Raw genomic sequence first — 15,589 nt, 5'->3', positions numbered from 1 at the left:
TGCGAATAATGAGCGATGGTCGCACCCGGAGGCACGACCATCCAGGGGGTGATAACGGGGATTAACCCTGGGTCTTACCAAAGCGTGCCAGCAGTTCGTTGGCTTCTTTTTCGATTGTCTTGAAGGCGGTCTCGACGTCGGTTTCACCAGTCAGGATACGTCCATATTCGCGGTTCATGATGTCGCGGATCTGGACGTAAAAGCCCATGCGGTAGCCCTTGGTGTTGTCGCCCGCCTTAGCCTGCAACTGGTTCACACCAACTTCGGCGGCCGGGAAGCGGTCATAATGGCCGTCTTTCTTGGCAACCTCATATGCGGCTTCGGTGATCGGTACGTATCCGGTTTCCTGGTGCCAGAAGTACTGGGTTTCAGGCGCGGTCAGGAAGCGGAAGAACTCAGCCGTGGCCTTGTTCTCGTCGTCCGATTTGCCGGACATTGCGAACAAAGCGGCGCCACCGATGAAGGTTTGGGTAGGCTCGGCGGTCACGGCTTCCCAATAGGGCAGCTCGGTTGCACTGAATTCGAACGGCAGGTCTTTTTGCAGGAGGCCACCAAAAGAGCCCGACGAACCCAGCCACATGGCGACTTTGCCTTCTTCGAACGGCTTGGCGTTGTCGCCCCAGCCGGTACCATACCATTCGAACAGACCTTCGTCTTTCCAATCGGTCACGGCGGTGAAGTGGGCCTTGATGGCGTCATTGTTCACCAGGATCTGCGTGTCGATGCCGTCATAGCCATTGTTGTTGGTGGCAAACGGCAGGTTGTGGCGCGACATGAAGTTTTCGGTGAAAATCCAGGGCAGGTGCGACTGGCTGAGCGCGATGTAGCCCGCGTCTTTCAGCGCAGGAGCAGTGGTTGTCTGGAACTCTTCCCAGGTTTTCGGCGGAGTGACACCTGCAGCTTCCAGCGCGTCCACGTTGAAATACAGGATTGGCGTAGACGAGTTGAAGGGCATGCCGATCATCTTGCCGTCGCTGTCGGCATAGAAATACCGCACACCGGCGATGTAGTCGTTGATGTCGAAATTCACGCCATTATCGGCCAGCAGATCCTGAACGGGGATAGTTGCTCCCTTGGCTCCGATCACGGTGGCGGCACCGGCGTCGAAGACCTGCATGACGTTGGGCTGCTCGCCCGCACGGAAGGCGGCGATACCTGCGGTCAGTGTTTCCTCATAGCTGCCCTTGTAGACCGGAGTGATCTTGTAATCGTCCTGCGAGGCGTTGAAATCTTCGGCAATCTTGTTGACGGTTTCACCCAGTTGGCCGCCCATTGCGTGCCACCATGTGATCTCGGTTTCGGCAAAAGTTGCGGTCGCAGTAAAGGCGAGCGCGGCGGCGGTAGCGCTGAGGGTCAGCTTGGTCATGTCTCTCTCCGGTTTGGCCGCGGACCAAGGTTTTGGTCAGCGCACCAGGTTGCGGGGCCGAAGCCCCAGGCAGCGTCAAAAATCTGCACAAATAGGGCGAATCCCATTCGTGATGCACATCTTGTGCACACGTGGTCACATACGCTTTGCATGTGACAGTTCGGTGAAAGATTTTTAGCATTATTGACAAATTATTCAGAAACAGAGGACAGCTAGTGCGTGAGCAGTGACAATGAATATAACACCCCGCGACCCCGGCGGGTGACTGCCCAGATTGTGGCCGAAGCGGCAGGTGTATCGCGGTCGTCTGTGTCACGCGCGTTCACACCTGGCGCCTATCTGGATGCAGATAAGCGGAAAAAGATACATGAGGTCGCGGCGCAGATGGGGTATCAGCCCAATGCGCTGGCGGCAGGGCTGAAAGATGGCCGCTCGCATCTTGTCGCCGTTTTTGTCGGAAATATGCGCAGTGCTTATGACACCGAGTTCGTAATGGCTTTGGTTGGGCAATTGAACGCGCTGAACAAATGGCCGATCCTGATCGACGGCGGCGATCAGTCTGCGGAAAAGGCAATTCAGCAAGTCTTGCGCTACCCGTTGGACGCGTTGATCCTGCGAGGTGGAAGTATGCAGGCCGAAGTCGTCACGCAATGCAGCAAGATCGGGGTTCCAATGATTTCCGCTGGGCGCGTCGTCGAGGCCCAGGGTGTTGACAATGTTTGTTGTCGAAACGCCGAGGGCACCCGGATTGCCACTCGGGTTCTGATCGAAAAGGGAAGAAAGAAATTCGGCTATATCGGTGGCCCCGAGGCTTTCTCCTCTTCTAGCGGTCGCCGGGCTGGGGTACTGGACAGTTTGGCTGAGGCTGGGCTTTCGCTGGTTGCCGAAACCGACGGCGACTTCACTGTCGACGCCGGCCACAGGGCGGCCACCCGCCTGCTGACCACGCATTCACTGGATGCATTGATTTGTGCCAATGATGCAACCGCGATTGGGGCTTTGACAGCGGCCCGAGACTTGGGGGTATCAGTTCCAGAAACCCTGTCAGTTGTGGGGTTCGATGATATTGAGATGGCTGGCTGGCCAACATTCGATCTGTCAACGGTTTGCAACCCGATCGACGAAGCTGTCGAGCACGTCATCCAACTTTTGGAGAAACGGCTGAAGAACCCTTTGAAAGCCAGCGAAACAATTCTGATTGAACCTCACTTCGTGCCCCGCGGCACGCATTGAGATTTTCAGTAATCGGCCACCAGCAGGAAATCGGGCGCGGCATCTTCCTCGATCGTGGCAAAGCGCGGAATTGGGTCCTCGAACACATTGTCGGTTCGGTCATCGTTGACGGTTGAGACTTCGCCTATCAGGCAATCGCCTTTCTCCGCCCAAAAGGCATGCCAGATACCCGGCATCAATGTCACGCTTTCACCGGGCTTCAGGCGCAACAGTTCACCGGGTTGGATCGTGACCGGGCAGTTGTCGCTTGGCACAATGACCGGGTTGTCGCGGTCGATGCCGCCATCCGTGTCCGAGGCATAGATCTCCATCACCAGATCACCGCCGCCCCGGTTGATGATGTCTTCGGCCTTCACGATATGGCGGTGCATGGGTGAGAGTTGTTTGTCCCGCGAGACCAGCAGTTTTTCCGCATAAAGCATACCGCGCCCTTTGCTCAGGTCAGTGACATCGCCGTTGCGCAGTGTAAACAAGAACAATCCAAGCTCATCAAATCGGCCCTGACCGTAATCGGTGATATCCCAGCCCAATCCCCGCGCGCGAATGCCGTCGGCCCGAGCGCTGCGCATCTGTTCAGGCGACCATGTGGCGAAAGGCGGCAGAACCGCACCAAAGGAATGAATGAACGCCTCGGCTGCGGATTTGATCTCGTTGATTTCGGAACGTTTCATCGGTTTGGCCTTCGTGGTCAGAGTTCGTGTGCCCAGGGCGGATTCGCCCCGGCGCGGGATACGGTGACGGCGGCGACCTCGGCCCCTTTGCTCAGAGCCGACCGTAAGGCACTGGCGTCCACCGAGCGTAGACCGGATTTGGTCAACAAGCCGTCCGCGTCAAGCTGGGCCAGAACGCCCGCATTGAACGTGTCGCCGGCACCGACTGTGTCGACCACCTGCACCTGTTTGACCGGCACCGAGAGCTCGGACCCGTCGTGTAGATAGGCCGAGGCGCCCTCGCTACCCTTGGTGACAATGACAACAGAAGGCCGGGCTTCCAGCAGGGCAGGGACTTTCTCGGTCAGGGATTCTGGTCCGGGGACGATCCAATTCAGGTCTTCGTCAGATACTTTTACGATGTCGGCCTGTTCGATCATGCGGTTCAGGCGGGTGCGGTACCGGGTCTCATCCGCGATAAAGCCGGGGCGGATATTGGGGTCGAGCATGACGGCGCAGGTGCCGGCATGTTGATCCAACAAGGCCGCATACGCATCCGCACAAGGTTCGCAGGCCAGACTGATACCGCCGAAATAGAGCGCTGTGGTGCCGGGCAACTGCGCGGGCATATCCTCGGGCCGCAGCATCCGCCCGGCCGAGTTTTCATCGAGAAAGCTATAGCTGGCCTGTCCGTCTTTCAATTGCACAAAGGCCAGTGTCGACGGGCGGTCCGAGCGGATGACATGAGTCTGATCCACGTGGCTGTCGGTCAGCGCGTCGGACAGTTGTGCCCCGAACATGTCGCTGGACAAGCCAGTCAGCATCCCAACCGACGCGCCCAGACGACCAAGCGCTATGGCGGTGTTGAAGATCGCTCCGCCTGAATGGGGGACAAAGCCCTGTGCCCCGTCGGTGGTTGGGGTGGGGATCATGTCGATCAGCGCTTCACCGCAGCACAGGATCATGCCGGGACCTTTCCAGTTTGGCCGCGTCAGGCCATCCGACGCGCGAGCGCACTTTTGCAGAAATTGTTAGCGCCAACAATGCCAAATTCATCCTGTTCCGAGACATAAAGGTTCATCGACCGGCGTAGCTCGCTGAACCGACCCCCGGCGTTGAAAGCGTCTCGGAAGGTGTCCTTGAACAGCCAACGGTTCTTTTCGGCCACGCCGCCCACCAGAAAAACACCGCCCGCAGGCATCATGGTCACGGCCATATCGCCCATGACAGCCCCCAGATGAGTGGTGAACATATGGGCCGCGCGTACCGCATGAGGGTCGGTTTGGGCCAGCGCGTCTTGCAGGATATCCTTTGCAGGCCGGGTTTCTGCGTTGGCTTGACCGGCTGCGAGTTGGATGGCTTGGTAGAGGATGGGCAGGCCGGTGCCGCTCAGGAACATCTCGGCTTCAAGGGTCAGCGAGTCGTCAAAGAAACACTCGGGCGCGACCTCGCGGGCGGCGAGAAAAACTTCAACCTCGTCTGCGTGGCGCGGGGACAGGCCCACATGGCCGCCTTCGCCGGATGCCGTATGATAGTGCCCCTCGGAATAGAGTAACGACCCAACCCCGAGGCCGGTGCCCGGCCCAACGACCAAGCGGGTGCCGACCGGTGGGGTTTCCGCACCCTGCAACACTTCGACGTCACCGGCACCGATTTCGGCCACAGACCACGCCGCTGCGGTGAAGTCATTGATCACAAAGGTATGCTGCGCGCCGGTCGCACGACCGATGTCGTCCTCGGACAAATCAAGCTGCGCGTTGGTCAGTCGGATCGTACCATCTCGCACCGGCCCCGCCCCGGCGGCGACAACCGCTCGGGGGTCGGTGCCGATCTCGTCGCGCAGGCTGTGAAATGCCTCGAGCAGTTGCGGCAGCTGACCCGTTGGGTATTTGCGCAGATCGGTGAGTTTCCCGTTTGAGATAACTCCCAACCGGGTGTTGGTACCGCCGATATCAGCCACCAGATTCCAGTGTTCATGCATGGCTCCGGCGGGTTGTGCCAGGGGGACAGAGACTTGTGCACCGACGAGGGCAGTTTTCACCGCCTCAAAGGACGCTTTGGGTGTCCGCTCCATCGTGTCGAAATCCACATCAACCAGACCAAAGCGCTTCTCGTAGCCCAAGGCCCATTCGTAGTTGTCCAGCAGCGACCAGATAAAATAGCCTTTGACGGGCACATCCTGATCCAACGCGTCTTTCACAGCGGCCCAATGCTGGTTGAGGTAGTCGATCCGGTCCTCATCTTGCTGGCGCTCAGAGCTGGCCATGCCATTTTCGGTCACATAGATCGGCAGATCGCCGGTATATTCACGAGCGGTCCGGGTCAGGAAACGTGTCAGGGCGGAAGGCTCAATTTCCCACCCCATTTGCGTTTTGGGCAGGGGGCCAGGGACCTCTTGCAGGCCGGGCCAGGCGGTGTCGGCGGGCGCGATCAGTTTGCGGGTGTAGTAGTTCAGCCCGCACCAGTCCACGGGCGCGCCGATCGTGTCGAAATCATCCTGCCAGCCAGCGGGTAGATAGGGCTCCAACCCGTCCAGAACATTTTGCGGATAGGCTTTGTTAAACACACCGCCCAGAAAGAACCGGTTGTAGATACCGTCATAGAGGTCAGCGGCCTTGCGCGCCTCAGCGCTGTCATCGGCGGGTTCGGCCCATTCCAGATTGAACACCGCTCCCAAATTGGACATGCCCAGACCACGCATCGCCTCGATCGCACGGCCATGCGCCAGCAGAACATGATGCATCGCGCGAGCCGTCGCGCGGATATCGCGCAGGCCGGGGGCGTGGTGGCCGTCGAAATGGCTCAACCAGCTGACACACCAGGGTTCGTTGATGGGGGCAACATTGAACATCCTGTCGCCGATGCGGCCCATAATGATCTCGGTGAAATCGGCGAACCATCCGGCAATATCCCGGTTGCGCCACCCGCCTAAATCCGCCAGCGGCGAGGGCAGTTCCCAATGATAGAGCGTCGCACAGGGGCGAATGCCGCGTTCCAGCAGCGCATCGGCCAGTCGGTCGTAATAGTCCAATCCGGCTTGGTTCACGGCCCCTCGTCCTTCGGGCAGAACCCGGGCCCAGCTGGTTGAAAAGCGATAGCAATCAAACCCCGCTTCGCGCACCAGATCAAAGTCCTGATCGAAACGGTTGAGGTGATCGCAAGCGAGATCTCCGTTTTCGCCCCGCACCACATTGCCGGGCGTGCGGGCAAAGGTGTCCCAATGGGTCTGACCTGCGCCACCCTGCGCGTGGCCTTCGATCTGATAGGCAGAGGTTGCGACACCAAAGAGGAAATCTTTGGGGAAATCAGCGCGGGTATATTTCATGTTCAGAACCTGTCAGGAGCGGGGCCGGTCGAGCCGCCAACTACCAGTTCGGCCTCCAGCAATCTAGTTTTAACCGGGTCGTCCGGTGATTTGATCCGGTCGATCAACATTTCGGCGGCGATTTCCCCAGCCTGCCGGACCGAGGATCGCGTTGCTGTGAAGATCGGCACGTCTTGTCCATTCTTGAGATAGGACAGGTCGTCATCATGGGCGATAACCGATACATCGCGCCCCATTTTCAGCCCAGCCTCATTCAAAGCGCGTCGCACCCCGATGGCAGATATCATTGACGAGACCAATATGGCCGTAGGGGGGTTGTCCAGCTGCAGCATGTCGCGGGCTTCGTGATGGCCGTAAACCTCGGTCATCTCGGCGCTGCGCATCAGGGCGCGTTCGGGCGTAAGACTGGCTTCTTGCAGAGCCTGCAGATATCCTTCGCGGCGACGTTGGGCGAAATCCATATCCTCTAACCCATTGATCAGCGCGATACGTTTGTGCCCCAGATCAATCAGAAACCGGGTTGCCCTCAGGAATGAGCTTTTGTTGTTCACATCGACCCAGTCATACGGCACCTCGATCCCGGTCGAGCGGCCATGTACGATGAACGGAACCGCCATGCGGGTCAAAACCTCGATCCGGTGTTCGTTGACCTTGGGGCCTTGCAGAACGACCCCATCGACTGCGCCGCGTTGGAAGAGGTCCCGATAGGTGCGTTCGATCGAGGTATCGTCGGCATTGGTGAACATCATGTCATAGCCATGCGCGCCATAGGTTCGAGCGGCCCCGGCGACAAAATCCCCGAAGATCGGGTTGACCATTTCATGTTGCGAGGAACTGGGGATCACGTGCCCGATCACCATAGAACGCCCCGTGGCCAGCCCTTTGGCGCGGCTGTTCGGCCGATAGCCGTGTTTGGTCGCCGCAGCTTGAACCCGCTCTCGCGTGGCCTCGTTCACCTCGGGGTATCCGTTCAGCGCGCGACTGACCGTTGTCTGCGAAAGACCAAGGATTTCTGAGAGCTGCTTTAGGTTCATTTCGCTTCAAAGCGCCTTCAAATTGGTGGCAAAACTGTTGTGAGTGGGTTTTCCTATTGGGTCAACCTGTTTCTACTCACCGTGTGTTTTATTAATTTTTAGGCGAATTTCAAACCTAATATTGACAGAACTTGAATGTTAGCGGATAAAACCCGTCATTCAAAGCGCTTTGAAAACTGAGTCTCATGGGCGCAATAGAGTTGGGAGGAGAATTCATGAAACACTCGCTTTACGCAGGCGCGGCAACGTTCGCCCTGATGGCGGGCGCGGCGCATGCCGACAAGGTCACGGTGTTTGGCCCCTGGTTGGGACCGGATCAGGAAAATGTCGAAAAGGTGCTGGACGGCTTTGCTGCCGCGACCGGGCATGAGTACGCCTATGTCGGCTCGGATAGTTTCGAACAGCAGATCCGCATCGATGCGGAAGCAGGATCTGCCCCTAACGTTGCGGTGTTCCCGCAGCCCGGTCTGGCGGCGGATATGGCCAAATCCGGCTTTCTGACGCCTTTGGCAGATGGCACATCCGATTGGATTCGCGATAATTACGCTGCGGGTCAATCCTGGGTCGATCTGGGGACTTACGCAGGTCCGGACGGCGCAGACAATCTTTACGGATTTTTCTACAAGGTCGATGTAAAATCGCTGGTCTGGTATGTTCCCGAGAACTTCGAAGACGCCGGGTACGAAGTGCCGACCACGATGGAGGAACTCAAAGCTCTGACGGACCAGATCGTGGCGGATGGCGAGACGCCTTGGTGTATCGGTCTAGGGTCTGGCGGAGCGACCGGCTGGCCCGCGACCGACTGGGTCGAGGACATGATGCTGCGCACGCAATCGCCCGCGGATTATGACGCCTGGGTCGCAAATGAAATGAAATTCAATGACCCAAAGGTCATCGCGGCCATCGAAGAATTCGGAGCCTTCGCCCGCAACGACGACTATGTCGCTGGTGGGGCAGGGGCAGTGGCCACGACCGATTTCCGCGACAGTCCCAAAGGCATGTTCAGCTCTCCGCCGCAATGCTATCTGCACCGTCAGGCCTCGTTCATTCCGGCTTTCTTCCCCGAAGGCACGGTCGTGGGTGAGGATGCGGATTTCTTCTATTTCCCGGCCTATGAAAGCAAAGACTTGGGCAGCCCGGTTCTGGGTGCGGGCACACTTTGGGCGATCACCAATGACAGCCCCGGCGCTCATGCTTTGATCGAGTATCTGCAGACCCCCGAAGCGCACGAGACCTGGATGCAGCTAACCGGCTTCCTGACACCGCATAAGGGCGTTGATACCTCGCTGTTCTCGGACCCGACGTTGAAGAAGATGAACGACATCCTTCTGGGAGCAACCACTTTCCGGTTTGACGGGTCTGACCTAATGCCCGGCGGTGTTGGCGCAGGGACGTTCTGGACCGGCATGGTCGACTATGCTGGCGGGGCCTCGGCGGAAGAGGTTGCCAACGAAATCCAATCCTCCTGGGACGCGCTGGACTAAGCGTTCCTGATCGGGCAACCCGCCAGTTCGGGTTGCCTGCCACCGTCGCAAGGGAGACGCGGCATGCATCCGGCATTACAGGGCCTGCTGACCATCGCCATCGGCGTGTCAGGGTGTGTGGGCTATTTCTACCTCTCCAACCAGTTTCTGGACAAAGTGCTGTTCCCGGCGCGCGGCCCGAATGCAGGGCGCAATATCAACCGCGCCAATATGATCCGTCCGTGGTTGTTTCTGTTCCCGGCGTTGGCGGCGTTGGGTCTGTATCTGGCCTATCCGGTGGTCGAAACGCTGCGCTTGTCCCTTACGGATCGGGTACCCGGTGGGGGCTATGAATGGGTGGGCCTGGAAAACTACATCCAGATGGCGAATGAGCCCAAATTCTGGGAAGCCATGCGCAACAACATGTTCTGGTTGATCATCGTGCCGGCAATGTCCACCGCTTTGGGTCTTTTGGTTGCGCAACTGACCGACCGCATTCGTTGGGGCAATATCGCCAAGTCACTGATCTTCATGCCGATGGCGATTTCTTTTGTGGGTGCATCGGTGATCTGGAAGCTGGTCTATGACACTCGCCCGGCCGAACAGGATCAGATCGGGATGCTGAACGCGCTTTATATCTTCTTTGGCGGGACCGAGCCGCAAACTTGGCTGACCATCCCGTTCTGGAACAGTTTCTTCCTGATGGTCGTCCTGATCTGGATACAAACCGGTTTTGCCATGGTGATCCTGTCCGCGGCCCTGCGTGGTATCCCCGAAGAAACCATCGAGGCCGCCATTCTGGACGGCGCCAACCCGTTCCAGATTTTTTTCCGCATCAAGGTGCCGCAGATCAAGACCACAATTCTGGTCGTATGGACCACGATCACCATCACCGTGCTCAAGGTCTTTGACATCGTCTTTGCCATGACCAACGGCCAGTGGGAGACACAGGTTCTGGCAAACTACATGTATGACAAGCTGTTCCGCGCCAATGACTGGGGTGTGGGGTCGGCCTCCGCCATGGTGATCATGCTGCTGGTCACTCCGATCCTGATCTGGAACGTGCGCAACGCGCGCAAAGAGATGGAGTGAGGCGATGAGCGATATTGCAGGAACTAAACCGGCGCTGCGCTGGGTCGTCCATGCCTCGGTCATATTTCTGGTCGTGCTTTGGGTGGTGCCAACACTGGGGTTGTTGATCTCGTCTTTTCGCACGGCCGATCAGATTGCCACAAGCGGCTGGTGGAAATCTCTCTTCCCGTCCGAACAGAATCTGACTTTGCGGTCTGCAGCGCCGGACACACAGGTTCTGGAAAACGGGATTTACGTGATCGAAGGCAACCTGTTCGACGCGGGAACGACGGCTACGATCTCTCAATGGGGTGTCAGCTCTCGGGCTGTGGACGCGTTTGTTCCGGGTGACACTGCTGAGCTGCGTCGGGGTGGTACGATCACCGTGGACGCGCAAGGCAACTACAGGATGGAGAATTCGGAAGAATTTACCGGCAGCCGGGGCGCCCGTGTGTTCGTGACCGCAGAATTGCCGCCCGAGTTCACGTTGGCCAATTACCACAAGGTTTTGTTGGCCGAAGATTCCTCTGACAGCATGGGGCGAGCGTTCTTCAATACTCTGACTGTGACCATCCCGGCGACAATCATTCCGATCTTGGTGGCCGCCTTTGCGGCTTACGCGCTAGCGTGGATGGATTTCCCCGGCCGCGCCCTGCTGATTGCTGCCGTAGTTGGATTGTTGGTGGTGCCGTTGCAACTGGCATTGATCCCACTCTTGAAATTCCACCTCAATATCGGGATCGGGAAAGGATATCTTGGGGTTTGGATGGCCCATACCGGGTTCGGGATGCCGCTGGCAATTTACCTGCTGCGCAACTACATGGCTGGCCTTCCCCGAGACCTGATCGAAAACGCGCGGGTTGACGGAGCGACCGAGTTCCAGATCTTCACCAAACTGATCCTGCCGCTAAGTTTCCCGGCGCTGGCCTCTTTTGCGATCTTCCAGTTCCTGTGGACTTGGAATGATCTGCTGGTTGCCAAGGTCTTTTTGATCGACGCGTCTGGTCAGACCACCGTCATGACCAACCAGATTGTCGAACTGCTGGGCACGCGGGGCGGCAACTGGGAAATTCTGGCCACGGCGGCGTTCGTATCGATCGCCGTACCGCTGATCGTTTTCTTCGCAATGCAAAAATATCTGGTCCGGGGCTTGCTGGCCGGATCCGTCAAATAGAGGCTTCTGATGAACGTGCAGAACACTGTGGACACAACCAAGGTAACCCAAGCAGCGTCCGATTGGTGGCGCGGCGGTGTGATCTATCAGATCTATCCCCGCAGCTTTCAGGACAGCAACGGCGACGGAATTGGCGACCTGAAAGGGATTACTCAGCGTCTGGGCTATATCGCCTCGCTTGGGGTCGATGCGATCTGGATATCGCCTTTCTTCAAGTCTCCGATGAAGGACTTCGGATATGATGTCAGCGATTACCGCGATGTCGACCCGATGTTCGGAACGATGGCGGATTTCAAAGAGCTTCTGGATCAGGCGCATGGGCTTGGGCTGAAAGTGATGATCGACCTTGTGCTGTCGCATACCTCGGATCAGCACCCGTGGTTTAGCGAGAGCAGGTCCAACCGCGAAAACGAAAAGTCCGATTGGTATGTCTGGGCGGACCCGAAACCGGACGGAACGCCGCCAAACAACTGGTTGTCGATCTTCGGAGGCTCGGCCTGGCAGTGGGATTCGCGCCGGTTGCAGTATTATCTGCACAACTTCCTGACTTCGCAGCCCGACTTGAATTTTCATTGCCCGGCGGTTCAGGACGCCTTGCTGGATGTGGCCCGATTCTGGTTGGATTTGGGTGTCGACGGATTCCGGTTGGATACGATCAACTTCTACTTCCATGACAAGCAGCTGCGCGACAACCCCGGCCTGCCGATGGAGCAGCGCAACGCCTCAATCGCGCCCATGGTGAACCCTTATAACCATCAAGATCACCTTTTCTCCAAGAGCCAGCCTGAGAATATCGCCTTCCTCGAACGGTTGCGTGCGTTGACCGACGAATACGAAGGCCGCGCCTGTCTGGGTGAGGTCGGCGACGCGCAGCGCGGGCTTGAGATCATGGGCGAATACACCACCGGCGATAAGCGGATGCACATGTGCTATGCTTTCGAGTTTCTGGAAAAACGCGCGCTAACGGCGACTTATGCCAAACAGGTTTTCGATCAGTTAGAGGACAAGGCCGGTGATGCGTGGCCTTGCTGGGCCTTCTCGAACCATGACGTATCGCGACACGCGACGCGTTGGGGATTAAGCGACGAGGCCGTTCGACAGCATGCGGTTCTGATGATGTGCCTTCGCGGCTCTGCCTGCCTGTATCAGGGTGAGGAACTGGGTCTGCCCGAGGCCGATGTGGCGTTCGAAGATCTGCAAGATCCCTACGGCATCGAATTCTGGCCCGAATTCAAAGGACGCGACGGGTGCCGCACACCGATGGTCTGGGCCGCGCAGGACGAGCAATCGGGTTTTAGTGCTGGCCGGCCGTGGCTGCCAGTCAGCCCGCTGCAAGCCGAACGCGCCGTCGACAGGTTGGAACAGGACCCCAATTCGATGTTGCATCACTATCGCCGCGCGATTGCGCTGCGACATGCGCATCCGGCACTGATGTCCGGGGAGCAGAAGCAGATGACCCAAACCGGACCTGTTCTGACTTTCCTGCGGGACGCCCCGACCGAGCAGGTTTTCTGTGCCTTCAATCTGGGCTCGGATCCGACCCAAATCACTCTGCCGGAGGGGAACTGGTATGTAATCGGGGAGGAGTTGGGCAGCGTCGACGGGGAAGGGGCATTGTCCCTCGACGCTGCGCAATTCTGTCTGCTGGCGCGGGACAAGGGGTAGGTTATGTCTGAACTCAAACTCACGGACGTGGCCAAGACATATGGTCATGTAGATGTTCTGAAGAACATCAATCTGGACATTGACCGGGGCGAGCTGATCGTATTCGTCGGTCCTTCGGGCTGCGGCAAATCCACCTTGCTACGTATGATTGCAGGGTTGGAGAAGATCTCGGACGGAACGCTTGAGATCGAAGGGCAGGTGATGAACGATGTGCCCCCGGCGCAGCGCGGCATTGCGATGGTGTTCCAAAGCTATGCGCTTTATCCCCACATGACCGTGCGCGAGAATATGGCCTTTGCTCTCAAGATCGCCAAAATGCCTGCGGCGGATGTGGATGCCGCTGTCGAACGCGCCGCGCGTATACTTCAGCTTGAGCCATTTCTGGATCGGCTCCCCAAGGCACTTTCGGGCGGACAACGTCAGCGGGTTGCCATTGGGCGGGCCATTGTCCGCGATCCCAAGGTCTATTTGTTCGACGAACCGCTCTCGAATCTCGACGCCGCCTTGCGAGTTGCCACCCGGATCGAAATCGCGCGGCTGAAAGAGGCGATGCCTGACAGCACCATGATCTATGTGACCCATGATCAGGTCGAGGCGATGACTTTGGCCAGTCGCATCGTGGTGCTTGCTAATAAGGGGATCGCGCAAGTTGGGACTCCGCTGGAATTGTACGAGACGCCGGATAACGAATTTGTCACGCAATTCATCGGCTCGCCTTCGATGAACCTGCTGCCCGGTATCATCACACAAACGGGCGAAACGACAGTTGTCACGCTAGAGGCCGGTGGAACGATCACGAGCGCTATCGCGACCCAGGCGGAGGACATGGGCAAACAAGTGAATGTCGGCATCCGGCCAGAAGATTTTGTTCCAGCTGACGCGGACGCGGCCTTTCAAGGGGTGGTGGACTTCACCGAGGCACTAGGCGAAGTCACACTGCTGTACTTTGAAAACCGCACCGGGGCTGAATCTGTGATTGCCAAGTTGCAGGGTATCCAGCGCAATATGCGGGGACAAACTGTTGGTGTCTCAGCCCGTCCCGAAAAGGTGCATTTGTTTCACGACGGAAAATCTATGCGCAGCAAGTCCTGACTTTTCTGCGAATTGGTGAAGTCCAATTTAATCATCAGCGTTGATCGTTTCGATTGTACCTGTCGGCCACGCCGCCAGGTATTCCAACGTGCCTTAATCGGATAATGGAACGTGTTTTTTAGCTTGTGAACGCACCGGTTGGTTAAATCTTCCGACCCGTCGACCAGCGGTGTTACGCGGTCGCAAAGGCGCCAAGTCAATTCAAACTGGACTTATGGAAACTGCCAACTGTCACTTTTGGACTGACAGCTGGATCGCAAAGGTCTAACCTGTATCCACAAAAACAAAAAAACGGATTTACAACGGGAGATCTAACAATGACTAAACTAACAAACCTGTCCAGGCGGACGGTGCTGAAAAGCGCAGGTGCCGCGGCTCTGGCGGCCCCTCTTTACAGCAAAAGCGCACTGGCCTCTTCAGGTGAGATCAACATTCTGATGTGGTCGGATTATCTGCCACCCAGTTTCCTGCAAGAGTTTGAAACTCTGACCGGAATCAAGGTTAACTATACCGGCATCGGGTCGAACGAAGAGATCATCAACAAGATGAAGGCGACCAAGGGCCAAGGCTTTGACATCGTCTCGCCCACCAACAACCGGTCCTTGCAGTGGGAACCGCTTGAGTTGCTGCAGCCCTTCGACATGAACAAGGTACCGATTGATCTGGTGAACCCGGCGATGGCCGCTATTGGCACAGATGCGTGGAACTTTGGCGATGCGGGCGTGCACTGGCTGCCGCATATCTGGGGCACCGAGGGCATTGCCTATCGCACCGATCTATGGCTGCCCGAAGGCGATGCGCCGTCTTATGGCGATGTTTGGTCCGAGGAGAATGCGGGCAAAACCATGGGCCGCGCGCATTCGATGATGCTGGGCGCAGGTCTTTACATGGAACGTTCGGGTGAGATGGAGCCGGGCTCAGTCTGGGCCGCTTATGGTGACGAGGACACCATGCGCAAGGTTTGGGGTCAGATCACCGACTGGTGCATCGAACGCAAGAACCGGATCAAACTGATCTGGAACGACGCGGATACTCAGAAAAACGGCCTGCTGAACGAAGGTGTTGTTGTCGGCCAGACCTGGGATGGTCCGCCGCTAGCGCTGAAATCGGCGGGCGAGCCGGTGCACTACCAAGCTCCTGTCGAAGGTGCGATGGCCTGGGTTGACGGTATGTCGATTCCGACCGGTGCGGCAAATATCGACCAGATCTACGCCTTCATCGACTTCGCTTATCAGGCGAAGCCGGCTGGTGTGGCGATTGATAGCCATGGCTATAACTCGCCGGTTCTGGGTGCCGATCAATACTCTGGCGACACCTATAAGAAGAACTTTGCCGAGGCCTATCCGGGCGACTCGCTGGCCAACCTCAACCCGTGGCCGGCCGAAGCACCGTGGTACGCTGAAACCCGGACCGAATTCGTCAACAAGTTCAAAAGCGCCTGATCGCTTTGAAACGACGCCCTCCGCGATGTCGCGGGGGGCCATCCATCCGTGCGCTTTGGCGTGACGGACCCTAT

General features: G+C 57.8%; 12 protein-coding genes and 1 pseudogene. 7 read left to right on the top strand and 6 right to left on the bottom strand.

Going from position 1 to position 15,589, the window contains the following annotated elements; genetic code table 11:
* Nucleotides 1–61 precede the first annotated feature (61 nt).
* A complete protein-coding gene (locus tag ACR0C5_RS11765) occupies nt 62–1,366 on the bottom strand; it encodes an extracellular solute-binding protein (protein ID WP_480876728.1) in 1,305 nt (434 codons plus the stop codon).
* Nucleotides 1,367–1,585: 219 nt separating this feature from the next.
* On the opposite strand from ACR0C5_RS11765, the gene ACR0C5_RS11760 reads away from it, so the two are divergent.
* The gene (locus ACR0C5_RS11760; RefSeq protein ID WP_480876725.1) at nt 1,586–2,599 is read left to right on the top strand and encodes a LacI family DNA-binding transcriptional regulator; all 1,014 of its coding nucleotides are present in this window, start codon (nt 1,586–1,588) and stop codon (nt 2,597–2,599) included.
* A gap of 5 nt (nt 2,600–2,604) precedes the next feature.
* Here the strand turns inward: ACR0C5_RS11760 and ACR0C5_RS11755 are convergent, their stop codons facing one another.
* The 5 genes and pseudogenes from ACR0C5_RS11755 to ACR0C5_RS11735 form a co-directional block, all read right to left on the bottom strand.
* Nucleotides 2,605–3,270, bottom strand: coding sequence for a D-lyxose/D-mannose family sugar isomerase (locus tag ACR0C5_RS11755; protein WP_170785901.1), 666 nt, complete (start codon nt 3,268–3,270; stop codon nt 2,605–2,607).
* Nucleotides 3,271–3,287: 17 nt separating this feature from the next.
* The gene (locus ACR0C5_RS11750) at nt 3,288–4,214 is read right to left on the bottom strand and encodes a carbohydrate kinase family protein (RefSeq protein ID WP_480876722.1); all 927 of its coding nucleotides are present in this window, start codon (nt 4,212–4,214) and stop codon (nt 3,288–3,290) included.
* 26 nt (nt 4,215–4,240) lie between these two features.
* Nucleotides 4,241–5,230: a glucokinase gene (locus ACR0C5_RS11745; protein WP_480877059.1), complete on the bottom strand. Its 990-nt coding sequence runs from the start codon at nt 5,228–5,230 to the stop codon at nt 4,241–4,243.
* Nucleotides 5,231–5,275: 45 nt separating this feature from the next.
* A pseudogene (locus ACR0C5_RS11740) lies at nt 5,276–6,574 on the bottom strand (GH1 family beta-glucosidase); the annotation flags it as partial.
* A gap of 2 nt (nt 6,575–6,576) precedes the next feature.
* Nucleotides 6,577–7,608: a LacI family DNA-binding transcriptional regulator gene (locus ACR0C5_RS11735; RefSeq protein ID WP_480876720.1), complete on the bottom strand. Its 1,032-nt coding sequence runs from the start codon at nt 7,606–7,608 to the stop codon at nt 6,577–6,579.
* Nucleotides 7,609–7,823: 215 nt separating this feature from the next.
* Here ACR0C5_RS11735 and ACR0C5_RS11730 point away from each other — a divergent pair, with 215 nt between their 5' ends.
* The 6 genes from ACR0C5_RS11730 to ACR0C5_RS11705 all read left to right on the top strand — a co-directional run bounded on the left by ACR0C5_RS11730 (nt 7,824) and on the right by ACR0C5_RS11705 (nt 15,515).
* Nucleotides 7,824–9,092, top strand: coding sequence for an ABC transporter substrate-binding protein (locus ACR0C5_RS11730; RefSeq protein WP_170355129.1), 1,269 nt, complete (start codon nt 7,824–7,826; stop codon nt 9,090–9,092).
* A 63-nt stretch (nt 9,093–9,155) separates the two neighbouring features.
* Complete coding sequence (locus tag ACR0C5_RS11725; RefSeq protein WP_170785909.1) at nt 9,156–10,163, top strand: carbohydrate ABC transporter permease; 1,008 nt, start codon at nt 9,156–9,158, stop codon at nt 10,161–10,163.
* Nucleotides 10,164–10,167: 4 nt separating this feature from the next.
* Nucleotides 10,168–11,316 carry a carbohydrate ABC transporter permease gene (locus ACR0C5_RS11720; RefSeq protein WP_480876716.1) on the top strand — a complete coding sequence of 383 codons (1,149 nt, stop codon included), beginning with the start codon at nt 10,168–10,170 and terminating at the stop codon, nt 11,314–11,316.
* A gap of 9 nt (nt 11,317–11,325) precedes the next feature.
* Nucleotides 11,326–12,981, top strand: a complete 1,656-nt coding sequence (locus tag ACR0C5_RS11715; protein WP_480876713.1) for an alpha-amylase family glycosyl hydrolase — start codon at nt 11,326–11,328, stop codon at nt 12,979–12,981.
* A 3-nt stretch (nt 12,982–12,984) separates the two neighbouring features.
* Entirely contained in the window at nt 12,985–14,073 is a 1,089-nt protein-coding gene (locus ACR0C5_RS11710; RefSeq protein ID WP_480876710.1) for an ABC transporter ATP-binding protein, read from the top strand.
* 317 nt (nt 14,074–14,390) lie between these two features.
* Complete coding sequence (locus ACR0C5_RS11705) at nt 14,391–15,515, top strand: extracellular solute-binding protein (protein ID WP_170773495.1); 1,125 nt, start codon at nt 14,391–14,393, stop codon at nt 15,513–15,515.
* Nucleotides 15,516–15,589: the final 74 nt, after the last annotated feature.

The sequence above is a fragment of the Ruegeria sp. N8 genome, from assembly GCF_056531325.1.
The sequence above is the reverse complement of the archived record's forward strand: the minus strand, read 5'-3'. Positions and strand labels throughout refer to the sequence as shown.

Coding starts and splice junctions, on each gene's coding strand:
- ACR0C5_RS11765 (WP_480876728.1), bottom strand. CDS start 1,366: ATGACCAAGCTGACCCTCAGCGCTACCGCCGCCGCGCTCGCCTTTACT.
- ACR0C5_RS11755 (WP_170785901.1), bottom strand. CDS start 3,270: ATGAAACGTTCCGAAATCAACGAGATCAAATCCGCAGCCGAGGCGTTC.
- ACR0C5_RS11750 (WP_480876722.1), bottom strand. CDS start 4,214: ATGATCCTGTGCTGCGGTGAAGCGCTGATCGACATGATCCCCACCCCA.
- ACR0C5_RS11745 (WP_480877059.1), bottom strand. CDS start 5,230: ATGCATGAACACTGGAATCTGGTGGCTGATATCGGCGGTACCAACACC.
- ACR0C5_RS11735 (WP_480876720.1), bottom strand. CDS start 7,608: ATGAACCTAAAGCAGCTCTCAGAAATCCTTGGTCTTTCGCAGACAACG.
- ACR0C5_RS11730 (WP_170355129.1), top strand. CDS start 7,824: ATGAAACACTCGCTTTACGCAGGCGCGGCAACGTTCGCCCTGATGGCG.
- ACR0C5_RS11725 (WP_170785909.1), top strand. CDS start 9,156: ATGCATCCGGCATTACAGGGCCTGCTGACCATCGCCATCGGCGTGTCA.
- ACR0C5_RS11720 (WP_480876716.1), top strand. CDS start 10,168: ATGAGCGATATTGCAGGAACTAAACCGGCGCTGCGCTGGGTCGTCCAT.
- ACR0C5_RS11715 (WP_480876713.1), top strand. CDS start 11,326: ATGAACGTGCAGAACACTGTGGACACAACCAAGGTAACCCAAGCAGCG.
- ACR0C5_RS11710 (WP_480876710.1), top strand. CDS start 12,985: ATGTCTGAACTCAAACTCACGGACGTGGCCAAGACATATGGTCATGTA.
- ACR0C5_RS11705 (WP_170773495.1), top strand. CDS start 14,391: ATGACTAAACTAACAAACCTGTCCAGGCGGACGGTGCTGAAAAGCGCA.